The organism is Kitasatospora sp. NPDC053308, from assembly GCF_055585785.1.
Genome location: NZ_JBVJJY010000007.1, coordinates 303,403 through 326,758 on the forward strand (window position 1 = coordinate 303,403; position 23,356 = coordinate 326,758).

20 protein-coding genes and 1 riboswitch are annotated in these 23,356 nt (G+C 75.5%); of the genes, 11 read left to right on the forward strand and 9 right to left on the reverse strand.

Annotation, left to right across the window (positions count from 1 at the left end; genetic code table 11):
* Window positions 1-108 precede the first annotated feature (108 nt).
* Window positions 109-513, forward strand: coding sequence for a nuclear transport factor 2 family protein (locus ACZ6Y7_RS18875; RefSeq protein ID WP_465759020.1), 405 nt, complete (start codon window positions 109-111; stop codon window positions 511-513).
* Window positions 514-649: 136 nt separating this feature from the next.
* On the opposite strand, the gene ACZ6Y7_RS18880 is transcribed toward ACZ6Y7_RS18875, so the two are convergent.
* The 3 genes from ACZ6Y7_RS18880 to ACZ6Y7_RS18890 all read right to left on the reverse strand — a co-directional run bounded on the left by ACZ6Y7_RS18880 (window position 650) and on the right by ACZ6Y7_RS18890 (window position 3,654).
* Entirely contained in the window at window positions 650-1,717 is a 1,068-nt protein-coding gene (locus ACZ6Y7_RS18880) for an S-adenosylmethionine:tRNA ribosyltransferase-isomerase (RefSeq protein ID WP_465759021.1), read from the reverse strand.
* Window positions 1,714-2,571 (reverse strand): SDR family oxidoreductase, encoded by an 858-nt coding sequence (locus tag ACZ6Y7_RS18885; protein ID WP_465759022.1) that lies wholly within the window; start codon window positions 2,569-2,571, stop codon window positions 1,714-1,716. Before ACZ6Y7_RS18885 ends, ACZ6Y7_RS18880 begins: the two co-directional genes overlap by 4 nt.
* A 90-nt stretch (window positions 2,572-2,661) precedes the next feature.
* Window positions 2,662-3,654 (reverse strand): RluA family pseudouridine synthase, encoded by a 993-nt coding sequence (locus ACZ6Y7_RS18890; protein WP_465759023.1) that lies wholly within the window; start codon window positions 3,652-3,654, stop codon window positions 2,662-2,664.
* Window positions 3,655-4,267: 613 nt separating this feature from the next.
* On the opposite strand from ACZ6Y7_RS18890, the gene ACZ6Y7_RS18895 reads away from it, so the two are divergent.
* The 3 genes from ACZ6Y7_RS18895 to ACZ6Y7_RS18905 all read left to right on the forward strand — a co-directional run bounded on the left by ACZ6Y7_RS18895 (window position 4,268) and on the right by ACZ6Y7_RS18905 (window position 7,075).
* Window positions 4,268-5,356 carry a PP2C family protein-serine/threonine phosphatase gene (locus ACZ6Y7_RS18895; RefSeq protein WP_465759024.1) on the forward strand — a complete coding sequence of 363 codons (1,089 nt, stop codon included), beginning with the start codon at window positions 4,268-4,270 and terminating at the stop codon, window positions 5,354-5,356.
* 208 nt (window positions 5,357-5,564) lie between these two features.
* Window positions 5,565-5,954, forward strand: a complete 390-nt coding sequence (locus ACZ6Y7_RS18900; protein ID WP_465759025.1) for a DUF3224 domain-containing protein — start codon at window positions 5,565-5,567, stop codon at window positions 5,952-5,954.
* Between the two features lie 113 nt (window positions 5,955-6,067).
* Window positions 6,068-7,075, forward strand: coding sequence for a DUF5995 family protein (locus tag ACZ6Y7_RS18905; RefSeq protein ID WP_465759026.1), 1,008 nt, complete (start codon window positions 6,068-6,070; stop codon window positions 7,073-7,075).
* On the opposite strand, the gene ACZ6Y7_RS18910 is transcribed toward ACZ6Y7_RS18905, so the two are convergent.
* Window positions 7,036-8,475 carry a GuaB1 family IMP dehydrogenase-related protein gene (locus tag ACZ6Y7_RS18910; protein ID WP_465759027.1) on the reverse strand — a complete coding sequence of 480 codons (1,440 nt, stop codon included), beginning with the start codon at window positions 8,473-8,475 and terminating at the stop codon, window positions 7,036-7,038. The two genes, ACZ6Y7_RS18905 and ACZ6Y7_RS18910, sit on opposite strands and share 40 nt — an antisense overlap.
* Before the next feature lie 312 nt (window positions 8,476-8,787).
* Here ACZ6Y7_RS18910 and ACZ6Y7_RS18915 point away from each other — a divergent pair, with 312 nt between their 5' ends.
* The 3 genes from ACZ6Y7_RS18915 to ACZ6Y7_RS18925 all read left to right on the forward strand — a co-directional run bounded on the left by ACZ6Y7_RS18915 (window position 8,788) and on the right by ACZ6Y7_RS18925 (window position 11,853).
* Window positions 8,788-10,275 (forward strand): SDR family NAD(P)-dependent oxidoreductase, encoded by a 1,488-nt coding sequence (locus ACZ6Y7_RS18915; protein WP_465759127.1) that lies wholly within the window; start codon window positions 8,788-8,790, stop codon window positions 10,273-10,275.
* Window positions 10,276-10,300: 25 nt separating this feature from the next.
* Window positions 10,301-10,753, forward strand: coding sequence for a nucleotide triphosphate diphosphatase NUDT15 (locus ACZ6Y7_RS18920; RefSeq protein WP_465759028.1), 453 nt, complete (start codon window positions 10,301-10,303; stop codon window positions 10,751-10,753).
* A gap of 443 nt (window positions 10,754-11,196) precedes the next feature.
* On the forward strand, window positions 11,197-11,853 hold the full coding sequence (locus tag ACZ6Y7_RS18925; RefSeq protein ID WP_465759029.1) for an Rv1733c family protein: 657 nt from the start codon (window positions 11,197-11,199) through the stop codon (window positions 11,851-11,853).
* 209 nt (window positions 11,854-12,062) lie between these two features.
* Here ACZ6Y7_RS18925 and ACZ6Y7_RS18930 read toward each other — a convergent pair whose 3' ends face one another.
* The 3 genes from ACZ6Y7_RS18930 to ACZ6Y7_RS18940 all read right to left on the reverse strand — a co-directional run bounded on the left by ACZ6Y7_RS18930 (window position 12,063) and on the right by ACZ6Y7_RS18940 (window position 15,558).
* Window positions 12,063-12,746: a YoaK family protein gene (locus tag ACZ6Y7_RS18930; protein WP_465759030.1), complete on the reverse strand. Its 684-nt coding sequence runs from the start codon at window positions 12,744-12,746 to the stop codon at window positions 12,063-12,065.
* Between the two features lie 192 nt (window positions 12,747-12,938).
* Window positions 12,939-13,673 (reverse strand): MgtC/SapB family protein, encoded by a 735-nt coding sequence (locus ACZ6Y7_RS18935; protein WP_465759031.1) that lies wholly within the window; start codon window positions 13,671-13,673, stop codon window positions 12,939-12,941.
* Between the two features lie 229 nt (window positions 13,674-13,902).
* Window positions 13,903-15,558, reverse strand: a complete 1,656-nt coding sequence (locus ACZ6Y7_RS18940) for an NRAMP family divalent metal transporter (protein WP_465759032.1) — start codon at window positions 15,556-15,558, stop codon at window positions 13,903-13,905.
* Between the two features lie 356 nt (window positions 15,559-15,914).
* Window positions 15,915-16,090: riboswitch (M-box (ykoK) riboswitch) on the reverse strand.
* A 176-nt stretch (window positions 16,091-16,266) separates the two neighbouring features.
* On the opposite strand from ACZ6Y7_RS18940, the gene ACZ6Y7_RS18945 reads away from it, so the two are divergent.
* The 4 genes from ACZ6Y7_RS18945 (at window position 16,267) to ACZ6Y7_RS18960 (ending at window position 21,283) form a co-directional block, all read left to right on the forward strand.
* Window positions 16,267-17,067, forward strand: a complete 801-nt coding sequence (locus ACZ6Y7_RS18945) for an ABC transporter ATP-binding protein (protein ID WP_465759033.1) — start codon at window positions 16,267-16,269, stop codon at window positions 17,065-17,067.
* Entirely contained in the window at window positions 17,064-19,808 is a 2,745-nt protein-coding gene (locus ACZ6Y7_RS18950; protein ID WP_465759034.1) for an FtsX-like permease family protein, read from the forward strand. The genes ACZ6Y7_RS18945 and ACZ6Y7_RS18950 overlap by 4 nt, the downstream gene beginning before the upstream one ends.
* Window positions 19,809-20,024: 216 nt before the next feature.
* Window positions 20,025-20,396, forward strand: a complete 372-nt coding sequence (locus tag ACZ6Y7_RS18955; protein ID WP_465759035.1) for a BlaI/MecI/CopY family transcriptional regulator — start codon at window positions 20,025-20,027, stop codon at window positions 20,394-20,396.
* The gene (locus ACZ6Y7_RS18960; RefSeq protein ID WP_465759036.1) at window positions 20,393-21,283 is read left to right on the forward strand and encodes a M56 family metallopeptidase; all 891 of its coding nucleotides are present in this window, start codon (window positions 20,393-20,395) and stop codon (window positions 21,281-21,283) included. Before ACZ6Y7_RS18955 ends, ACZ6Y7_RS18960 begins: the two co-directional genes overlap by 4 nt.
* Window positions 21,284-21,297: 14 nt before the next feature.
* Here ACZ6Y7_RS18960 and ACZ6Y7_RS18965 read toward each other — a convergent pair whose 3' ends face one another.
* A complete protein-coding gene (locus ACZ6Y7_RS18965) occupies window positions 21,298-22,008 on the reverse strand; it encodes a spermidine synthase family protein (protein ID WP_465759037.1) in 711 nt (236 codons plus the stop codon).
* 217 nt (window positions 22,009-22,225) lie between these two features.
* Window positions 22,226-23,302: a YeiH family protein gene (locus tag ACZ6Y7_RS18970; RefSeq protein WP_465759128.1), complete on the reverse strand. Its 1,077-nt coding sequence runs from the start codon at window positions 23,300-23,302 to the stop codon at window positions 22,226-22,228.
* Window positions 23,303-23,356: the final 54 nt, after the last annotated feature.

A 23,356-nucleotide genomic window follows, 5' to 3' on the forward strand; every position in this document is an offset into this window, starting at 1 on the left:
CCGGCGGTTGTCGGGCCGCCGGCCCGGTTGTTGGCCCGGCGGCCCACCCCGGCGGTTCCCTGGTGCCACGGCGGGACAGCCCCGACCGGACGGACCAGAGGAGCCCCCATGCCGCAGCCCGACGCCCGCACCGTCGTCACCGACTACGTCAACCTCCTCGCGGCGGGCGAACGCGACGCCGCGATCGCCCTGTTCGCCGAGGACGCCACCTGGACCTACCCCGGCGGCCTCGCACTCTCCCGCACCTGGCGCGGCAAGCAGGAGATCTTCGGCGACTTCCTCGGCCAGATCGGCACCCTGTTCGCCGCCGACGGCCTGCCCGCCATCACCCTCACCCACGTGCTCGCCGACGGCCCGCAGGCGGTCGCCGAGTGGACCACCGTCGGCACGGCCGCCAACGGCCGGCCGTACGAGAACCACTGCCTGGGCGTCTTCACCGTCGAGGACGGGCTCATCACCGCCGTCCGGGAGTACCTGGACACCGACCACGTCGCCCGCACCCTGCTGGCCTGACCACGCGCCGGAGCCGCGCCCGCCGGGACCGCCCGCACCGGGACCACCTGCCCCGGTGCTGACCGCCTCGGGACGGACTGCCGGGGACGGACTGCCCGCGGACCGCCTGCCCAGGGACGGACTGCCCGGTCGGCGGTCAGTCCGGCAGCAGGAGGTTGACGTCGCCGAACTCGTGCCAGAGGTAACGGTGTTCGACGGCGGCGCGGTAGCAGGAGCTGAGCAGCGGGCGGCCGGCGACGGCGGCGAGCATCAGCAGGTGGGAGGCGCGGGGCTCGTGCCAGCCGGTGAGCAGGCCGTCGACGGCGCGGACGCCGCGCTCGGGGGTGATCACCAACTCCGTCCAGCCGTCGGCTTCCTGGAGGGTGCCGTCCGGAGCGGCGGCGGACTCCAGGGCGCGCACCACGGTGGTGCCGACGGCGATCACCCGGCCACCGCCGGCCCGGACGTGCCCGGCCAACCGGGCGGTCGCGGCGGGGACGTGGAAGCGTTCGGCGTACGGGGCCTCGTGCGCCTCCGGGGAGGCCACCCCGGTGTGCAGGGTGACCGGGGCGACGAGTACTCCCCGGCCGGCCAGCCGGGCCACCACCTCGGCGCTGAACGGCCGCGCCGCGCTGGGCATTTCACTGCTGCCGGGGACGGTCGCGAAGACCGTCTGGTAGGCCTCGATGGGCCACTCGCCGTCCACGTAGCCGTACCGGATCGCCCGGCCGTGCCGCTCCAGGTACGGCAACAGCGGGGTGGGCAGGTCGAGTTCGGCGTACCAGAGGCGGGCGGTGAAGGCCCTGTTCAGCAGCGCCGTGCCACCTGCGGGCAGGGCGACCCGCAGTCCCGGGCGGGCCGGGGACTCCTGCGGCGGGTAGTACGCCGCCGCCTGCCCGGGCACCACCCGGCGCAGCTCGACCAGGTGGGTGCCGTGCCGGTCCGGCTGGGCCGAGGAGAGGTGCACTGCGACGGGCGTGCCGTCCGGCAGCCGGCCGGGCAGCGCGGCGGGGAGGGTGGCCGAGTTGTTGACCACCAGCAGGTCCCCCGGGCGCAGCACCTCGGGAAGGTCGGTGAAACGGTGGTGCGCGACCTCGCCGGTGGCGCGCCGGCCGACCAGCATCCGGACTCCGTCGCGGGCGGTGCCGCGGGCCTCCGCCGGTGCGCGGGCGGACAGTTCGGGCGGCACGGTGAGGTCGAGGCCGAGGTCGGTCAGGGTGGTCATCGCCCGCCCCGGCCGGTGGCGGGCCGGGCGGCCAGGTCCTCGGCCCGGTAGCGGCCGGAGGGGGTCCGGCCGCCGTCGCCGTCACCGTCGTGGCCTCGGAGCAGGCCGAGCAGGACCGGCGCGACGTCCTCCGGCAGCGGCTCGCCGGAGATGTCCTCACCCGGGCTGGCTTCCTGGAGCATCCGGGTGCGCATGCCGCCCGGGTCGACCGCCCAGACCCGCAACTCCGGTTCCTCCCGGGCGAGTACGGCGGTGGCCAGGTCGAGCGCGGCTTTGCTGGCGCCGTAGCCGCCCCAGCCGACGTAGGCCTCCACGGCGGCGTCGGAGCTGATGTTGAGGATCGCACCGGCGTGGCCGCGCAACTGGGGCAGGACGAGCTGGGTGAGGGCGATCGGGGCGAGCGCGTTGACCTCGAAGGTCTCCAGCAGGTCCGGCAGCGGGTACTCGGCCAGCCGGGGCAGCGGCTCGGCCCCGGGGGCGGGTGCGCCGTTGAGCGTGCCGGCGTTGTTGACCAGCAGGCTCGCACCGCCGAGCTGCTCGGCGGCCTCGGCCAGTCGGGCGCGGTGGTCGTCGTCGACGATGCTCCCGGGCAGCGCGACGACCTTGGTGACGGCGGCCAGGTCGGCCTCGGCGGCGGCGAGTTCGGCCGTGCCCCGGGCGGTGATCACCAGCTGCCAGCCGTCGGCGGCGAGGGCGCGGGCCAGGGCCAGACCGAGGCCCCGGGAGGCCCCGGTGACCAGGGCCACGGGAGCGGTGGCCGACTCGCCGGCGTCCGGCGCGGCGGAGTGCGGTGCGGACTGCGATGCGGAGTCCGGTGCGGACTGTGGTACGGCGGTGCGCTGTGCTGCGTTCATGCCGCAACCATCGCGCCACCGGGGCAGGCGGCGGATCGGCCGTCGGGACCGGGACCGGGTGGGACGTTCGCTCTAGGTCCGAGGGCGGTCCTAGGACCCGGGCGGGACCGGCTGCGAACCGGTGCGGGTGCCCTCCTCCCGGCCCTCGGACCAGGCCTGCGGGTCGGTCCAGGCGGCCAGCGTGCGGCGGCTCTCGAAGCGGCGTTCGCGACCGGTCAGCGGATCGGTGAACTCGACCGTCGCAGCGAGCAGTTGCAGCGGGCGGCGGAAGTCGTCCGGGGCCGGCTCGGGCAGCACGACCGGGTACACCGGGTCGCCGAGGATCGGCAGTCCGAGGCCGCTCATGTGCAGCCGCAGCTGGTGGGTGCGTCCGCTCGACGGGCGCAGCCGGTAGCGGCCGAGGCCATCGCGGTGCTCCAGCAGATCGATCCGGCTCTCGCTGTTCGGCGGCGCGTCGATCTCCCGGGCGGAGATCACCCCGCGCTCCTTGACGATGTGGCTGCGCACGGTGCGCGGCAGGTCCAGCCCGGGGTCGTACGCGGCGACGGCCTGGTACTCCTTGCGCACCTGGCGGTCGCGGAACAGCGTCTGGTAGGCGCCGCGGTCCTCCGGACGGACGACGAACATGGCGAGGCCCGCCGTGAGCCGGTCCAGGCGGTGCGCGGGGCTGAGCGCGGGCAGGTCGAGCGTGTGCCGCAGGCGGGAGAGCGCGGTCTGCGTGACGTGCTTGCCGCGCGGCGTGGTCGCGAGGAAGTGCGGCTTGTCGACGACCACCAGGTGCTCGTCGCGGTGCAGCACGACCAGCTCGAACGGGACCGGCACCTCCGTCGGGAGGTCGCGGTGGAACCACAGGTGGGCGCCCGGGCGGAACGGTTCGTCCGGGGCGATCGGGCCGTGCTCGCCGACGATCTCGCCGTTACGCAGCGCAGCGTCGATCCGCTCGGCCGGGACGGCGGGCAGCCGGTCGACCAGGTGGTCCCGCACGGTCGGCCAGGGGCCCTCCGGCGGCAGCCGGAGGTGCACCGGGGCCACGCCGTGGCGCTGCGGGAGGGGGGAGGTCGGGCGGCGGCTCTTGCGTCTCATCTCCCGGCCCAGCGTAGTGCGCGCCCGTGCCGGGCCGACGGCGGGGAGGGAAGCCCGGAAGGCCGGGCCGCCAGGGCGAGGGGGACGGCGAACCGGGCAGGTGGGACGCCATGGCACGAAGCGAGGACCCGAAGGACGGACGAGGAGGGCGACCGGAACGGCGGGCCGGGCGAGCAGGCCCCGCCGACCCGGGAGGGAGCCCGCAAGACCAGGCCGCGAGGGCGGAGGGAACCAGGAAGCAAGCCGACGACGGAATGGGAAGCCCGCCGGGCCGGGCCGAACCGAACCGAGCCGAGCCGGGCCGACGACGGGACCGGCGGGCCGCGCAGGCGGGCCGCACAGGCCCGGCGGGCCGCGCAGGCCCGGCGGGCCGCGCAGGCGGGCCGCACAGGCCCGGCGGGCCCATGACGGGGACGGCGGACCGGGCGGGCGCCGGGCCGGGGGCCACCGGAAGGCCGCCGCGGCGGGCACCCGGGGCCCGGCCGAGGTGCTGACCGGGGGCAGTGCGGGGAGAGTGGACCGGTGGCCCTCGCTCAGCCGGGGGCCTCCGACCGTCCGGCGGCACCCCGTCCCGGGCCCGGTCGCAGCCAGCCGACGCACCACTGGAGGACGCGTGACCGCCCACGGCCCGGACGGGGTGCCACCACTGCACCTGCCCCGACGGACCCGGACCCTGCTGTACGGCTCGCTCCTGCTGCTGGTCGCCGCCGTGGTGGCCGCCCTGGCCCTCGGCCCCGGGACCACCCTGTCGCCGCTGCTCGCGGTGGCCCCCGTGCTCGCCGGGGCGACCACCCGGCAGGCCCGGGTGCCCCTGCTGGTCGGTGCGGCGGCGCTGCTCGCGGTCGGGCTGCTGGAGTCGGCCAACGCGCAGCTGCCGCTCTCCGTCCGGATCAGCGTGCCGGTCACCGTGCTGGCCTCGACGCTCGCCAGCGCGGCGAGCGTGGTCCTGGTGGCGGCCCGGGAGCGGGAGCTGTTCCAGGTCCGGACGGTGGCCGAGGCGGCGCAGCGCGCCCTGCTGCGGCCGCCGCCCGAGCGGATCGGGCCGCTGCGGGTGGCGGTGCGCTACGTCGCGGCGGCGGCCGAGGCCCGGATCGGCGGGGACCTCTACGCCGTGGTGGAGACCCGGTTCGGGGTGCGGATCCTGCTGGCGGACGTCCAAGGGCACGGGCTCCCGGCGGTGGAGACGGCGGCCGACGTCCTCGGAGTGTTCCGGGAGGCCGCGCGGACCGAGGCCGACCCCGGGCGGCTGGCCGAGCGCCTGGACGCGGCGCTCACCGCCCGGCCGGACGCGGACCGCTTCGCCACCGCCGTCCTGCTGGACGTGGCGCCGGACCGGGGACCGGTGAAGGTCGTGAACTGCGGCCACCCGCCGCCACTGCTGCGGCGGGCGGGCCGGGTGAGCGAGCTGGACCCGCCGTTCCCGGCCCCGCCGCTGGGCCTGCGGGGGCTCACCGGCGACGAGTACCGGGCTCGGAGCTTCGACCCGGAGCCGGGCGACCTGCTGCTCCTGCACACCGACGGCGTCTCGGAGGCCCGGGACGCCGAGGGCCGGTTCTACCCGCTGGCGGAGCGGCTGCCCGGCCTGCACGGCGGGAGCCCGGCCGACCTGCTGGACGCGCTGCTGGCGGACACCGGCGGCTGGGTGGGGGACGCCGGGCTGGCGGACGACGCGGCGGTGCTGGCGGTGCGCTGGGAGCCGTGACGCGCCCGGCCGAGGGGCCGCGGTGGCTCGGCGGCTCGGGCGGCCCGGGCGGCTCGGGCGCGATTGTCAGTGCCGTGTGCAAGGCTCGGTGCGCGGTGGACGGGGAGCCCACCGCCGGACGACGACCGGGACACGTCCGGGACACGACCGGGCATGGCCGATGCGTGTCCGGCATCCAACGACCGACGATCGACGAGGGGACAGCGCCATGGGGTTCAAGGCCGGTGGATCGTTCGAGCTGACGGCGTTCGAGCCGGTGGAGACGGAGGAGCGGGAGGGCGCGGCCTTCGGGCGGATCCGGATCGCCAAGACCTTCACGGGCGCGCTCAGCGGGACGAGCGAGGTGCGGATGCTCTCCGTCGGCGGCCCGTCCGGCGCCCCGGCCTCGTACGTCGCGGTGGAGCACGTCACGGGTGAACTGGACGGCCGCAAGGGCTCGTTCGTGCTGCAGCACGCGGCCTGGGACACCACCGGGACGACGATACGCGTGGTGCCGGGCACGGGCTCGGGCGAGCTGACCGGGATCACCGGGGAGTTCCACCTGACCGTGGACGAGTCCGGCGCCCACACCTTCGTCCTGGAGTACGAGCTGGGCTGACGGCCTGCCCGGCGACACGCGGCCCGACGTCGCAGCGCGCCGCACCCGCCGCGGGCTCCGTGGCGCTGTCACGATGATGCGATCAGTGCACGATCGACATCGGAGGGTGGCGCATGCCCGGTACAGCGGTGGATCGTACGACGACGGCGCCGGTCCCGGTCCAGGCCCCGATCACGGTCGAGGAGGTGGTCGTCCGGCTACGGGAGATCGGGGCGGGGCTGCCGCCGGCCGACGGGGTGGCGGTCTTCAACCGGCTCTACCTCGACGTCACCGAGGCGGTCCGCGACCGGCTCGGTGACGGGTACTTCGCCGACCCGCGGGCCATGGCCGAGCTGGACGTGGTGTTCGCCGGGCGGTACCTGCGGGCCGTGGCCGCCGACGCGGCCGGGCAGGAGCCGCCCGCCTGCTGGCGGCCGCTGTTCGCGCTGCGCGCCCACCCGGGCGTGCACCCGCTGCAGTTCGCCCTGGCCGGGATGAACGCCCACATCCAGCACGACCTGCCGCTCGCCGTCGTGGACACCTGCCACCGCCGGGGCTGCCGGCCCGCCGACGTCGAGGAGGACTACCACCGGGTCAACGGGCTGCTGGCCGGGGTGGAGCGGGCCGTCCGGGAGCGGCTGATGCCCGGGCCCGGCCTGCTGGAGCGCGCCGAGCCGCTCACCCACCTGCTCGGCGCCTGGTCGGTCGGCGCCGCCCGCGAGGAGGCGTGGAGCGCCGTCGGGGCGCTCTGGGAACTGCGCCACCTGCCGAACGCCGCCCGGGCCTTCGCCGCCGCGCTGGACGGTTCGGTCGGCCTGGTCGGCCGCGCGCTGCTGCTCCCACTCGGCCCCACCGGACCGACCGGAGCGCTCGAACCGGCCGGGGCACCGGGACAGGCCGGGGCACCGGGACAGGCCGGGCCACTCGGCGAGCGTGACAGCGGACCGAAGAACGGACCGAGCGGCCGGCCGAGCGGCGACCCGCACGACGGCCCGGGCGGCAGCCCGGACCCCGGTACGGCGCCGGCCGGCCGGCTCCCCGAAGCGAGGAACCGGCCGGCCGGTGGATCCGCCGGGACGTCCGACGGTACGGGCGGGGGCGATCAGGCCCAGCTGGAGTGCAGCGGCTTGCCCTCGGCGTAGCCGGCCGCGCTCTGGATGCCCACGATTGCCTTCTCGTGGAACTCCTCCAGGCTGCTGGCACCCGCGTAGGTGCAGGAGCTGCGCACACCGGCGATGATCGAGTCGATCAGGTCCTCGACGCCCGGCCGGGCCGGGTCGAGGAACATCCGGGAGTGCGAGATGCCCTCCTCGAACAGCGCCTTGCGGGCCCGGTCGTAGGTGGAGTCCTGGGCGGTGCGGTTGCTGACGGCGCGGGCCGAGGCCATGCCGAAGCTCTCCTTGTACTGGCGGCCGTCGGCGGTGGTCTGCAGGTCGCCCGGGGACTCGTAGGTCCCGGCGAACCAGGAGCCGATCATGACGTTGGAGGCGCCGGCGGCCAGCGCCATCGCCACGTCGCGCGGGTGCCGCACGCCGCCGTCGGCCCACACGTGCTTGCCGAGCCGGCGCGCCTCGGCGGCGCACTCCAGGACGGCGGAGAACTGCGGCCGGCCGACGCCGGTCATCATCCGGGTGGTGCACATGGCGCCCGGGCCGACACCGACCTTGAGGATGTCGGCGCCCGCCTCGACCAGGTCGCGGACACCGGCGGCGGAGACCACGTTGCCGGCCACGATCGGGATCTGCGGGTCCAGCCCGCGCACCGCGCGCAGCGCGCTGATCATGGACTCCTGGTGGCCGTGCGCGGTGTCCACCACCAGCACGTCGGCGCCGGCCTCGATCAGGGCCTTGGCCTTGCCCGCGACGTCGCCGTTGATGCCGACGGTGGCGGCGATCCGCAGCTTGCCGTTCGCGTCCACGGCGGGGGTGTACAGGGTGGCGCGCAGCGCGGCCTTGCGGGTGAGGATGCCGACCAGGCGGCCCTCGCCGTCGACCACCGGGGCGAGCTTGCGGTGCGCGCCGGCCAGCTTGTCGAAGGCGTCGCGGGGCTCGACGTCCTCGTCCAGCAGCAGCAGGTCGCGGGACATGATGTCGGCGAGGCTGGTGAAGCGGTCCACGCCCTGGCAGTCGGAGTCGCTGACCACGCCGACCGGCTTGCCGTCCTCCACGACCACGAGGGCGCCGTGCGCGCGCTTGGGCAGCAGCGAGAGCGCCTCGGCGACGGTGGCGCCCGGGGCGAGCGTGATCGGGGTGTCGAAGACCAGGTGGCGCTGCTTGACCCAGGCGATGACCTCGGCGATGACCTCGGTGGGGATGTCCTGCGGGATGGCGACCAGGCCGCCTCGGCGGGCGACGGTCTCGGCCATCCGGCGGCCGGCGATGGCGGTCATGTTGGCCACGACCAGCGGGATGGTGGTGCCGGTGCCGTCGTTCGAGGCGAGGTCCACGCCCTGCCGGGAGCCCACGGCGGAACGGCTGGGGACCATGAAGACGTCGTCGTACGTGAGGTCGTACGAGGGCTTGAGGTCGTTCAGGAAGCGCATGAAGGGGGGCTCTCTGGCTGGGAGAAATTACACCTCGGGTGCGGTTGCGGCGATGCCGCCGGGGCGCACTCGGGCGCCCGGCACCCAACGTTCGATTCTCCGTGACGCCCGGGGCAAAAGCCAGTTCGGGGAGCTTTGCTGGGGCTGTGCACAAACGGTGATCAAAGCTCCGCGCGTAGACATGGAGGATCATCCAAAGCGCCGCTTTGACGTCCGCTTTTCGCCCCGGTCGGGACCACTCCCGTAGCATTCACGCGGTAATCGGCGTGGCGAACGGAAGCGGCAGCAGGCGTGGGCATCGGGCAGACGGACATCCGGCAGGAGCAGGTCGACGGCGGCGAGGAGGAGATCGACTACGGTCCCGGCCTCGACCCCGAGCGGCTGAAGCTCTGCCTGGAGGTGCTCGCCGAACTCGACCGGCTGCACGTCGACCACCCGGACGCGATCACCGTCCGGCAGGCCGTCGGCGGAATATTCCGCACGCTCAAGCAGCGCCGCCGGCAGGAGACCAGGGCCCGCAAGACCGCCAACGACCGCGCGGTCACCGCCCGCACCGCCACCGGCGCGCCCACCCGGATCGACGACGAGACGGCCGGCGCCTTCGGCCTGACCACCGTCACCACCACCGAGATCGCCGGGATCCTGGAGCGCCCGCGCTCCTGCTACACCTGCAAGACCCGGTACGTCGAGGTCGACGCCTTCTACCACAACCTCTGCCAGGACTGCGCCGTCAAGAACCGCGCCCGCAGGGACGCCCGCACCGACCTCACCGGCAGGCGCGCGCTGCTCACCGGCGGCCGGGCCAAGATCGGGATGTACATCGCGCTGATGCTGCTGCGCGACGGCGCCCACACCACCATCACCACCCGCTTCCCCAACGACGCGATCCGCCGCTTCAAGGCGATGCCGGACAGCGCCGAGTGGATCCACCGCCTCAAGATCATCGGCATCGACCTGCGCGACCCGGCCCAGGTCATGGCCCTCGCCGACGAGGTCGCCGCCGACGGTCCGCTGGACATCCTGATCAACAACGCCGCGCAGACCGTGCGCCGGCCGGCCGAGTCGTACCGCGAGCTGGTCAACGCCGAGTCCGCCCCGCTGCCCGCGGGCGAACTGCCGCAGGCCACCACGATCGGCCGCTTCGGCAGCGGCAGCGTCGACCTGCCCGCCCTCCCCCACCAGCAGACGGGCGGCGAGGAGCGACTGACCGCCGAGGACGTCACCTCGCTCGCCCTGGTCACCGGCTCCGCCACGCCCGCCCGGATCGCGGCCGGCACCGCGATCGACGCCGGCGGCCTGGTGCCCGACCTCGCCGACACCAACAGCTGGGTGCAGACCGTCTCGGAGGTCGGCCCGATGGAGCTGCTGGAGGTGCAGCTCTGCAACTCCACCGCGCCGTTCATCCTGATCAGCCGGCTGCGCCCGGCGATGGCCGCCTCGTCCGCCCGCCGCAAGTACGTGGTCAACGTCTCCGCGATGGAGGGCGTGTTCTCCCGCGGCTACAAGGGCGCCGGCCACCCGCACACCAACATGGCCAAGGCCGCGCTCAACATGCTCACCCGCACCAGCGCGCAGGAGATGTTCCAGACCGACGGCATCCTGATGACCGCCGTCGACACCGGCTGGATCACCGACGAGCGGCCGCACCCGGACAAGATGCGCCTGGCCGACGAGGGCTTCCACGCCCCGCTCGACCTGGTCGACGGCGCGGCCCGGGTGTACGACCCGATCGTGCGCGGCGAGCGGGGCGAGGACCTGTACGGCTGCTTCCTCAAGGACTACGAGCGCGCCAACTGGTGAGCTCCGAGAAGGAGATGACGGCGAAGTGACCACCGCACCGCTGCTCGGCGCCGGGATCATCGTGCCCACCGGGGACGGCCGGGTGCTGATCGGCCGGCGCACCACGGCCGGCGAGCCGCCGACCTGGAGCCTGCCCGGCGGGAAGGTGGACCTCGGTGAGTCCTTCGAACAGACCGCCGCCCGCGAACTCGCCGAGGAGACCGGCATCGTGCTGCCGGCCGCAGGGATGCGGGTGCTCGCCGTCCACCTCGACCACGAGCTCGGCCGGCCGCGGCTGACCGCCGCCGTGCTCGCCCCGCCCAGCGTGGCCGAGGCGGTGGTCACCGAGCCGCACGCCTGCGCGGGTTGGGAGCGGTTCGCGGTGGACGAGCTGCCGGAGCCGATGTTCTACCCGTCCGCCCTGGTCCTCGGCAGCTGGCTGCCCCGGCTGGACGACGTCCGGCGGGCCGGGACGCACGGGTACTCCGTCACCCGCTGATACGCCGTCACCCGCCGAGGGGCGGCGACGGACGCGCGAGAAGCGCGGACGCACGGGAAGGCAGGGGGCGGCCCCATGAGCCCCGCCCCCTGCCCCGTACCTCGGCCCGGCACCCCCACGGTCGAACCGGGCCACGGCCGCGCCCGGGCACGGGGGGCGCCGCCGATGTCCATCCTGCCCGGAGGGCACACGGCTGCCGAGGGCCGAACGTCCCGGCCGCGGGACCGATCGGCCCTGGCGTCGGGCCGGGACACCGTGGAGGCCGGGCCGGCGGCCGTGGAGACCGGGCCGGGAACCGCGGAACCGGGCGGCGGCAGGGGAGGCCGGGCCGGCGGCCGCGCAAGTCCTCCGAGGGCGCACCACTCTTGTGCGAGCGGGGCCGGCGGGTTGAAATGGGGGTGGCGCGATCGCCGTGTGTCCCAGCACCCCTGAGGAGCCCTCACGTGTCCAGCACACCCCGCCCGGCCCGGCCCGCGTCGCGCCTGCGGCGAACCGGCCGCCAGCTGCGGCGGGCCCTCGGTGCCCGGGACGAACCGCTCGCCCGCCCCCTCGACCGCTCCCGCGCGCGGGCCTGGCTGCTCTCCGCGCTCGGCGCGGCGTTCGCCGTCGCCCTCTCGGTGGGCGGCACGTACCTGCTCTACCGCCACACCGCGCCGCAGGTGTCGGGGGACCGGGCACGGCTGCACCGGGTCGAGGCCGTCGTCCTCGACAGCCCGCACCGCACCGACGCCGGCGGCAGCCGCTCCGCCGGCGGCTACAGCACCCAGGTCGACGTCGCGGCCGCCTGGACCGCCCCCGACGGCACCCCGCGCTCGGGCACCGTCCAGGCCCTGCGCGGGACGGTCGCCGGCAGCAGCGTCCCGATCTGGACCGACCCGGACGGCAACGCCTCCCCTCCCCCGCTCGACCGCGGCACCCTCGCCGTCTCCGCGGCCTGCACCGGCCTCGGCGCCCTCCTCACGCTGCTCGCCCTCGTGGCCCTCGCGCTCCGGCTGCGCCTGCACGCGCTCGACCGCCGCGCCGAGACCGTCTGGACCGACAGCTGGGCCCGCCTCGAACCGCTCTGGAGCGGCCGCGCCGGGCACCGCCACGAGGACTGACCGCCGCCGGGACGGCCCGGGTCGGTCGACGCGGCCGGTGCGGCAGCCGGGGCGTGGCTGACGATCCGCGTCGGATCGGCGCGCGGCGTCGGGGTGCGTACCTGCCTCGCAAGGCGGTCGATGGGGGTCCATGCGGTGGGGATACCCCCCGGCCGGCCGGGGAGCTCCGCGCGCCCGGCGGGAACCGTCGGACACGCCTTGGGGGCCGGTCAGCGCGGGCGGGTCCAGGAGGGTGCCGGGGTGGCCCTGGCGGCGCGGTGGGTGAGCGCGGCGACGGCGAGGAGCAGGACCAGGGCCAGTGCCAGGGCGGTGGGGACGTCGGCGTGCAGGACCAGGACGGCGCCGAGGAGGGCGCCGGCGAACATCCAGACCGCGGACGCGAGGCGGCGCGGGCCGGTGCGGTCGGCCGCGAGGGCGGTGATCGTCATGGTGAGCACGGTGGTGGTGAGGTCGGGCACCTTCAGCGCGCGGACCACCGCGTTCTGGCCGCCCATGGCGAAGCCGAGCAGTCCGATCAGGGTGTAGCGGACCGGGTCGGCGCCGTGGCCGGCGACCGCGGCCAGCAGGGTGCCCGCCGCGAGGAGCGCCGCCTGGACGGCGACGGCGGCGGTGAGCAGCCGGCCCCGGTGACCGGGCAGGCGGCGGGCGAGGTGGCCGCCGGCCAGGGCGCCGAGGAGGAAGGCGGCGAGCGCGGTGAGCGAGGCGGTGGCGGACAGGTTGGCCGCGCCGGCCAGGGCGAAGCCGAGGAACACCACGTTGCCGGTCATGTTGGCGACGAAGACGTGGCCGAGTGCGAGATAGCTGACCGCGTCCACCACTCCGGTGACCACGGTCAGCACCAGCAGCATCGGGACCAGCGGTCCGTGGTCGGAGTCGGGGTGGGGCGTCGGCATCGGGCCTCCCGGGCGCTTGGTGTGACGGTTCATCCGTTCCCCCATCTCGGGTCCACTCCTCCGGTCCCACGTCCGTTCCCCCGCGTCCGCTCTCCCACGTCCGTTCCCCCGCGTCCGCTCTCCCACGTCTGTTCCCCCGCGTCCGTTCCCCCGCGTCCGCTCTCCTGGGTCCGCTCCCCCGGGTCCCGGTCCTCAGGCGAGCGCCGGGCTGCCCGGGTCCTCCGATTCCTCGTCGAGGTGCCAGTGCAGGTCGCGGACGCCCGGTTCCAGGGACAGCCGGGTGACGACCTGTTCGAGAGCCGGCGTGACCTGCCCGCTGATCGCGACGGTGGCCCGCAGGCTGGTGGCGTCGCCCTGCTCGGTGCGGCGGGCGCGCAGGCCGGTGGGGGCGAGGCCGGAGCCGGCGAGGGCCTGGAGCAGCAGCGCCCGGATGTGGGTCTCGGACTTGCGGTCGCACTCCAGGTGGACGGTGGCGCGGCAGGTGGAGTCCGGGTCGCTGCCGGACTGCGGGGCCCGGTCGAGCAGCCGGCCGGCCGGGCGCAGCACCAGGTGGACGCCGAGCACCATGAACGTGCCGAGGACGGCGAGCTCCAGCTTGCCGGAGGCGGCGAGCACCCCGACGGCGGCCGAACACCACAGCGTGGCGGCGGTGTTGAGGCCGCGGATGCCGGCGCCGTCGCGGAGGATCACGCCACCTCCGAGGAAGCCGATGCCGGAGACGACGTAGGAGGCGACCCGGGTGGGGCTGCCGGCGTCGCCGACCGCCTCGCTGTAGAGGACGAACAGGGTGGCGCCGGCGGCGACGAGGGCGTTGGTGCGCAGGCCGGCCATGCGGGCCCGCCACTGGCGCTCGACGCCGATCAGCGCGCCGCAGGCGACGCCGGTGGCGAGCCGGACCAGGAACTCGACGGTGGTCAGGGTGTGCACGACGGCACCTCCTTCACTCAAGGCACGGAGGACAAGGAAGACACGGAAGGCGCGGGCTCACGGGGATGCGGGTGACGCGGGGTGCCGGGCCCCCGGGTGCGGACGGGCGGCGGACCGTCGCCCACCACCCGTCCGCACCGCCCGGTCCCGGCAGGCACCGCCCGGTGCCGCCGACACCGGCGGCACCGGCGGCACCGGCGGCACCGGCGGCACCGGCGGCACCGGCGGGTCAGTGGCCCATGGCGGTCTGGACGACCTTGATGATGACCATCGTCATCGCGACCAGCAGGTAGGCGCGCAGGGCGCCCATGCCGATCTTGCGGGTGGTGGACATCACCGGCTTGTCGAGGGTCTCCAGCGGGGGCATCCGCCAGTTCTCGCGGCCGGTGCGGTCGACCGGGTCCTCCTTGGTGGCGGTGCGGCCGGCGGTGAAGGAGTACCCGGCGACCAGGACGCCCGCGACGCCGCAACCGGTCATGATCCACAGGATCGCCCCGGAGCTGATGTCCGGCCAGACGACGGCCGCGGTGAGGATCATCGAGAGCATCACCAGGACGCCGACCACCGCGGAGGTGAAGGCGTTGGTCCTGGGCCCGTTGACCCAAGGGCCGAGCACCGCCCGGTCGTTGCACAGCAGCAGCAGGAAGACCGTCGCCGAGGGCAGCAGCACCCCGGCCAGCACCTGTACGAACTGCGTCATCAGGCCCTGCGTGTAGTCGGTGGACAGCAGGGTGATCGCGGCGGCCAGGACCACCAGGCCGGCGTAGACGGCGTAGAAGCCCTTGGCGCCCTTCACGCCCCGGTGCAGCGAGTGCTTGATGCCGAAGACGTCGCCGATCGCGTACGCGGTGGACAGCGAGACGGCGAAGGCGCCGATGATGGAGGCGTCCAGCAGCGCGATCGCGAACAGCACGCCGGCGAGGCGCCCGGCCTCGGCCTCGATGCCCCGGGCGACCGCGCCCGCGTCGGAGAACTGTCCGGCGGCGTCGGTGCCCGCGAAGGCCGCCGCGGTGAGGCCGATCAGTGCCGCGGCGCCGACGATGACCACGATGATGCCGATCCACAGGTCGACCTTCTCGTACCGCAGGAAGCGCGGGGTGATCCGCTTGTCGATGACGTACGACTGCTGGAAGAACAGCTGCCAGGGGGCGACGGTGGTGCCCACGATGGAGATGATCACCAGCATCACGGCGGCGAGCTGCCCGGAGCCTCCGGGCATGGTGGGGGTCACGAGGTCGTGGGCCAGCTGCGAGGTCTTCGGGTGGACCAGGAAGTAGACCGGGACCAGCAGCAGCGAGCCCGCGCACAGGGTGATCGCGACCCGCTCGAAGCGCCGGAACGAGCCGGTGAAGGCGGAGGCGATGATGATCGCCGCCGCGAGCACCACCGCGGCCGCCTTCGGCAGGCCGAGGTACCCGGCGGCGAGGGTGACGCCGATGAACTCCGTCACCAGCGTGAGGGCGTTCAGCAGGAACAGGTCGATCACGCTGAACGCGCCCCAGAACCGGCCGAACCGTTCCAGGATCAGCCGGGCGTGCCCGACCCCGGTGACGGCCCCCAGGCGCAGCACCATCTCCTGGTTGACGTACAGCACGGGGACGAGCATCAGCAGCGTCCACAGCAGTTGGGTGCCGTAGTTCTGCCCGGCCTGCCCGTACGTCGAGAACGCGCCGGCGTCGTTGTCGCCGACCATCACGATCAGCCCGGGGCCGATGATCGCGAGCAGGGTCTTCAGCCGGGCCGAGAGGCCGTGGCGCGGGGTGGTGTCGTCGAGGCGGATGGTGCCGAGCGCGCCCTTGATGTCGCCCACGTGGGCGTCGTCGAGAACGGCGTTGCGGGCGGCGGGGATCGAGGGGACCTTCCGGTCCAGCGTCACGTCGGTCATGGCGTGGCCTCCCTGCCCCCTTCCTTGAGGGGGCGTCCGGGGGCACGCGGCGTCGGCCCCTCCGCGGGCGCACGGCACCGCCCCGTACGGCGGCGCTGAGCGGCGGCGGCCGTACGGGCATGACGGTGCGTCAGGTCACTCGCGCCCGGGCCTGGTCATGGCCGGGGCGGAGCGCCTGGTGAACGCGCAGAGGAGGTTGTCACCGCGTGCCGGAGGTGATCGAGAGCATGCGGGGGTAGGGGCAACTGTGGCCCGGACTACTGCAGTCCATGGTTCTCGCCTCCTCCCGGCCGGGGGCGCACCGACGGTGCGCCGCGTCGCGACACGGCAAGGAGCACACCGGCCCGCACGGGACCGGCACACCCCAACTCGTCAGAGCTTTGGCACTCCACGGCGTGTCCGACCGGTCGACCGGAAGCCACTTGGGGTCAACCCTTAAGCCGGGAAGACCTGTCCTGAACCTGGGCGTCTCTCGACGTCGTCGGGTCAGTGGCCTGTGTCCGTGAAGACGCCTCACCGAACGAGGTGCCTCTGTCCACGGCTTCGAGCCGCGAACCTCCCCAAGCATAGACCCCACTCGAACGGCCCAGGGCACGTTTCCGGCTCAGCTTCGACAGCTTTGTAGAACTTTGACTCGGACCGGTCGACCCGCCCCCAGCCCGAACCGCCCTTGACCTCCTTCGCCCGGCATATATAGTTCACCGACATATGCAGTTGAGCAGATCACGAGGGGGAAGTGTGTCCCACACCGATCCGACCCGACCCGCGCCCGTCCTGCGCCTGGCCGGCGTCACCCGGGTGCACGGGCGCGGCGCCGCCGAGGTGCACGCCCTGCGCGGCATCGACCTGGACGTCCACCCGGGCGAGTTCGTCGCCGTCATGGGACCGTCCGGCTCCGGGAAGTCCACCCTGCTGACCCTGGCCGGCGGACTGGACCGGCCCAGCGGCGGCGAGGTGTCGGTGGAGGGGGTCGCACTCGGCGGCCTCGGCCGCGGCAGGCTCGCCGACCTGCGGCGGCGCTCCGTCGGCTACGTCTTCCAGGACTACAACCTGATTCCGGCGCTTACCGCCGCCGAGAACATCGCCCTGCCGCGCGAACTCGACGGCGTCCCGGGACGCCGGGCCCGCCGCGAGGCGCTGGCCGCGCTGGAGGAACTGGGCATCGGCGAACTCGCCGACCGCTTCCCCGACGACATGTCCGGCGGGCAGCAGCAGCGCGTCGCCATCGCCCGCGCGCTGATCGGCGACCGCCGCCTGGTCCTCGCCGACGAACCCACCGGCGCGCTCGACTCCGCCACCGGCGAGGCCGTGCTCGGCCTGCTGCGTGCCCGCTGCGACGCCGGGGCCGCCGCGATGATGGTCACCCACGAGGCCTCGCACGCCGCCTGGGCGGACCGGATCGTCCACCTGCGGGACGGCGCGATCGCCGCGGAGAGCACCGGCCGCCGTTCCGCCGGCCGCCCGGCGGCCTTCCACCGGTCCGGCGTGACGGGGCAGGTGACGCGGTGAAACCCGGAGCCTGGCGGGTCGCCCTGCGCATCGCCCGCCGCGACGCCCTGCGCGCCAAGGGCCGCAGCGCGCTGATCGTCGCCATGATCGCGCTGCCCGTCCTCGGCGTCACCGGCGCCGACGTGGTCCACCGCAGCGGGCAGCTCAGCCCGGCCGAGCGGGTGCAGCGGGTGGTCGGCGGCGCGGACGCCCTGGTCACCGCGCTCAACCCGGGCCGCACCGTCGAGCAGGCCCCGGTCGCCGAGGACGGCGCCTTCGCCCTCGACTCCCGCCCGGACCAGCCGCCGACCGCCGAGCAGCAGAAGGCCTCGAGCACCGACCCGGTGACGCTGGTCGGCTCCCTGCTGCCACCCGGCAGCGTGCTCACCCCGGCCCGGCCCGGACCGGAGGCCGGCGCGACCTCGCCCGAGGGCGTGGTCCGCACCCTCACCACCGAGGCCGACCTCGGCGACCCGGTCTGGCGCGGCCGGATCGACCTGGTCGAGGGCCGCGCCCCCGCCGCCCCGCACGAGATCGCCGCCACCCGCGCCTTCCTGGACCACGCCGGCCTCGCGCTCGGCGGCACCACCACCCTTCAGGGGCTGGAACGGACCACCTTCACCGTCACCGGCGTGGTGGAGCACCCGGACGAGCTCGGACGGGTCGAACTCGTCGCCCGGCCGGGCGAGTTGCTCGACCCGATGGCGGCCGCCGCGGAGCCCGGCCGGCCCGCCGCCGAGCGGGCCGCGACCCAGCGCGCCGCCTGGCTGGTCCGGCTCCCGTCGGGGGCCGTCCTCGACTGGGCCAAGGTCCGGGAGTTCAACGCGTACGGCTTCACGCTCACCGCGCGCTCCGTCGCGCTAGCCCCGCCGCCGCGCGCCGCCGTCCCCTACTACCGCGACGCCTACCGCCTCGGCGACCGGACGGCCGGAAGCACCAGGGCCGTGGTCGCCACCGTCACGGGCATGGCCCTGCTGGAGGTCGGACTGCTCGCCGGGCCCGCCTTCGCCGTCGGCGCCCGCCGCTCGCGCCGCCGACTCGCCCTGCTCGGCGCGGCCGGCGGCAGCCGCGCCCACGTCGGCGCGGTGGTGCTCGGCGGCGGCCTGGTCCTCGGCGCGGCCGGCGCGCTGATCGGCGTGGTGCTCGGCACCGGGCTGGTCGCCCTGCTCCGGTCGCGGATCGAACACGTCGGCGGGGCGCGCTTCGGACACTTCGCGCTGCCCCCGCTGGACCTGCTCGCGATCGCCGGGATCGGCCTGGTCACCGCCCTGCTCGCGGCCGCCCTGCCCGCACTGCAGGCCGCCCGCCGCAGCGTCACCGCCGGGCTCACCGGCCGGGACACCGTCCGCGGGCCCAACCGCCTGGTCGGCGTGCTCGGCCTGCTGCTGGTCGCCCTCGGCGGCGCGGTCGCGATGTACGGCGCCGGAGCCGTCGAGCGCGACCGGCCGGGCGTCGGCGGCTTCGACACCCGGACGCTCACCGTGCTCGGCGGCTCGGTGACGGCCGAACTCGGGCTGCTGCTCTGCACCCCGGTGCTGATCGCCGCCGTCGGCCGGGCCGCCGGGCGGCTGCCGCTCGGGCCCCGGCTCGCCCTGCGCGACTCCGCCCGGCACCGCTCCCGCACCGCCCCGGCGGTCGCCGCGGTGATGGCCGCGGTCGCCGGCGCCGTCGCCGTCGGGGTGTACAGCACCAGTACCGACGCCGAGAACCGGCGCGACTACCGGCCGCAGGCCCCGTACGGCGCCGTGCAGTTGATCAGCCACGGTGAGGGCCCCCGGCTCGACCGGCTGCGCACCGACCTGGAGAAGGAGCTCACCGGGCTCGGCCCGCGCGGCGACCTCGGCGAGGTGCTGTACCGCTTCTGCGCCAACTGCTCCAGCGCCGTCCAGCTCAAGGCGCTCACCGGGCCGGTGAACCCGCGCGGCCTCGGCGCCCCGCCGCACCTGGCCACCGGGGACGCCACCGTGCTGCACAACCTGTTCGGCATCCACGACCCCGCCGTCGAGCAGGCGCTGGCCGCCGGGAAGCTGCTCGTCTTCGACCGCGCCCTGGTCGGCGCGGACGGGAAGGCCGTCATGGTCCTGCGCGGCGGCAGCGGCACCGTGCAGCCGGGCGAGATCCCCAAGCCCGACGTCCAGGAGGTCTCGGTCGACGCGCTGCTGGTCGACGACCCGACCGCCGCGAACGTCGCCCAGGGCATGGTGCTGCCCTCCGCGCTGCCGGGCCTCGGGCTCTCCGAGCAGGCCACCGGCTCGGTCTGGCTGCCCGCCACGCCGCCCGACCGCAAGGCGCAGCAGCGCGCCGAAGCCGCCGCGATCCGGCTGGACCGTGCCGCCCGGCTGGAGGTCGAGCGCGGGTACCAGCCGAAGAGCGACGCGCTCAGCCTGGCGCTCAGCGGCTTCGCCGGACTGGTCGTGCTCGGCGCGGCCGGGATCGCCACCGGCCTCGCGGCCGCCGACTCCCGGCAGGACCAGGCCACCCTGGCCGCCGTCGGGGCCCGGCCGCGGATCCGGCGGACCACGGCCGGCCTGCAGTGCGCGCTGATCGCCCTGCTGGGGGCGCTGCTCGGGGCGGCCAACGGGTTCGTGCCGGCGGTGGGGCTGCTGAAGTCCCGGGCGAGCGGCTTCGGGGCCAAGCCCGCCCTGGTCACCGCGCCGTGGGGCGAGCTGCTGCTGGTGGTGCTGGCGCTGCCGGTGCTGGCGGGGCTGCTCGCGGCACTGTTCACCAGGGCCCGGATCCCGCTCGGACGGCGGCTGTCCTGACCGCGGCTCCTGGAAGCGGCGATCCCGTCCGATCACCGTTTGGACACGTCCCGAGCACCGGAGGACACCACTCGGGCACCGACCGGACACCGCTGCGCACCCGCCGGGCGCCCGCCTCCCTCACCCGGGGGCGGGCGCCCGGCGCCCGCCGTAGCATGGGCCGCGTTCCGGCGGGCGAAGGGCGCCGGCGGCGGGTTCGGCGAGGGAGACAGGACGGTGCTACGGGGGCTGGGAGACCTGGAGGCCGAGATCATGGACCGGCTGTGGTCCTGGGACCGGCCGGCCACGGTGCGCGAGGTCGTGGACGACCTGCAACGGCAGCGGGCGGTCGCGTACACCACCGTCACAACGGTCGCCGACATCCTGCACACCAAGGGCTGGCTGCGCCGCGACAAGGTCGGCCGCGCCTGGGTGTACCGGCCGACCTGCACCCGCGAGGAGTACACCGCGCGCCTGATGCACCAGGCGCTGGAGACCACCCCCGACCGGGCCGGCGCGCTGCTCCACTTCGTCGACCGGATGACCGGGGACGAGGCCTCGGCCCTGCTCGCCGCGCTCGAACAGGTCACGTCCCGGGGCGAGGAGTGACCCTCGCGCTGCTGGGCCTCTACCTGGCCGCGACCGGCTTCGTGCTGCCCCGCCGACTGGCCGGCTCCACCCGGCTGCAGAACCGTCCGGCCGCCGGCGCGGCCCTCTGGCTGGCCCTGATGGCCTCGTTCACGGTGGCCCTGCTGCTCGCGGCGCACCACGCCGCGGAGCCCTTCGCCCACGAGCCGGCCGGACTGCTCGGCCTGCTCCCGCACACCGAACCCGCCGGCGGCGCCCTCCCGCACACCCACGACTGGTGGCTGCTGGCCGGCGCCGGTGCGGCGGCCGCCGTCCTGGTCACCGCCGTCGGCGTACGCACCGGACGGGCCCGGCGCCGGCACCGCGCCCTGCTGGACCTGGTCGCCGTACGGGACGGACGCTGGGACGCGCTGGTGCTGGAGCACCCGTACCCGACCGTCTACTGCCTGCCCGGCCGCCGCTCCCGGGTCGTGCTGTCGCGCGGGGCGCTGCGGCTGCTGGACGACCGGCAGCTCGCCGCGGCCGTCGCGCACGAGCACGGGCACATCCGCGGCCGCCACCACCTGCTCCGGCTGCCCGCCGACACCTTCGCCCTGCTGCTCGGGCCGCTGCCGCTGGCCCGTGCCGGGCGCGCGGAGGTGGCGCTGCTGCTGGAGATGGCGGCGGACGACGCGGCGCTGACGCGGGTGTCGCGCAGCGAACTGGCCACGGCGCTCTACGCGTTGGCGACCGTCGGCGGCGCGGCACCGGACGGCGGGGCACTCGGGGTGGCCGTCACCGGGGTGCTGGCCCGGGTCCGCCGCCTGGCCCGCCCCGGCGCTGGGCGGCGGCGGCGACTCGCCTACGGGCTGGGATCCTTGGCGCTCCCCGTGCTGCCGTACCTGCTGGCCTGCGCCCCGCATCCGTAGCGCGGGCGTCGTCCTCAGTCCGCGCGCCGGGCCAGGTGCACCACGTCCGGAACCCCTCGGGCGACCGGGACTTCGTGCGTCTGCACGTCCGAGAAGCCGGCCGCCCGCAGCGCCTCCTCGAAGGCCGACGACGGCTGCGCGCTCCAGACCGCCAGCACACCCCCCGGCCGCAGCCGGTGCCACAGCACCGCGAGCCCGTCCGCGCCGTACAGGCCGTTGTTGGAGTCGGTGACGGTCCAGTCCGGCCCGTTGTCGATGTCCAGGCACAGCGCGTCGTAGCGCTCGCCGTCCGCCGCCGCGAGGTACTCCAGCAGGTCGGTGTGGAGCACCTCGACCCGCTCGTCGTCGAGCGCACCCTCGGAGAAGGCGCCGAGCGGGCCGCTCCGGTGCCACTCGATGATCGCGGTCTCGCGCTCGACGATGGCGATCCGCCCCCAGCGCGGCTCGGCCGCCGCGTACGCGAGCGAGAAGCCGACCCCGAGTCCGCCGATCAGCACCGTCGGCCGCTCGGTGCGGCTGCCCGTACGGTCCAGTTCGTCCAGCGCCGCCTGGATCAGCAGCCGCTCCGAGCGCCCGTCGGCGGTGTCCATCAGGAAGCAGCCGTTGGCGATGATCTCGAAGTGCGCACCGTGTTGCCGCAGCACCACCTCACCGTACGGGCCCTCCCGTCGGTCGAGCGTGACGACGGCCTCGGGGCCGCCCCGTTCGGGCAGTGCGGTGGTCATCCGTCCTCCTCAGCGGACACGGGCAAACGCGGGCAGTACCGGGCACGCCGGGAGCCGGCTCGCACGCGCCCGGGCGGACTCGTCCGCGGGAGCACGGGACCGCCGCGATCACGGGATCGCGGCGGCGCGAGCGCAGGACCGTCCCGGGGCGATCGCGAGACCGTCCCGGTGCGGACGAGTACCCGCCCGACAATAGCCGAGTCCGCACCCGCTCCCGTCAGGTCGTGATCAGTACCCCCGCGTAGGAGACGCCGGCCACGACCACCCAGGAGCCGAGCCCGAGCAGGGCGATCCGCCCGCCGGTACGGGCCATGGTCGGCAGGTGGACGGCGCTGCCGAGGCCGAACAACGCCGCGGCCAGCAGCAGTTCCTGGGCGTCCCCGGCGAGGCCGAGCGTCCGCTCGGGCAGCACCCCGGTGGTCCGCAGGACGATCATCGCCAGGAACCCGGCCACGAACAGCGGCACGATCGGCGGCCGGCTCCCGGCCTTCACCGACTTTTCCACCGCCGTATCACCGCCGGAACCCCCCGGAGCCGGAGCCCCCGCCGCACCCCCCACAGCCGCCGCCCGCGCCGCCCGAGCTGCCCGCAGGTTGCGCCGCACCACGACGGCCACCCCCGCGACCAGCGGCGCCAGCAGGACCACGCGCATCAGCTTGACCAGGACGGCTTCGCGCAGCGCCCCCGGCCCGCCGGTCTGCGCCGTGGCGACCACCTGCCCGACGTCGTGCACGCTCGCGCCGACCCAGCGCCCGAACTCCACCTCGCCGAGCCCGAGCGGGTGCTGGAGCAACGGCAGGACGGCGATCGCCAGCGTCCCGCACAGAGTGACCAGCGCGACCGAGGCCGCGACGTCCTCCTCCTCGCTGCCCGCCGCCTGGCTGACCGCACCGATGGCCGAGGCCCCGCAGATCGAGTACCCGGTGGCGACCAGCAGCGGCTGGTCCCCGGGCAGGCCGAGCCGCCGGCCCAGCCAGAGCGTGCCCGCGAGGGTGGCGGCGACCACCGCGAGGACCATGGCGACGGTGGCCCAGCCGAGGCCGAGCACGTCGTCCAGGCTGAGCTTGAGGCCGAGCAGCACGATCCCGAGCCGCATCAGCCGCTTCCCGGCGGTGGACAGCCCCGGCCGGGCGACCCCGCGGACCACCGGCCGCAGCCCGGGCAGGTGGGCCGCCGCCATTCCGAGCACGACGGCGGCGGTGAGCTTGGGCACGGCCGGCACGAGGGCGTGGACGCCGAGGGCGGCGGCCACTCCGAGGGCCGCGAGCAGCAGTCCGGGGGCGTCCCCGCGCATCGGGGGCAGCGAGCGGGTACCGGCGGCGCGCTGCCGGAGGGTCAGTGCCACGCC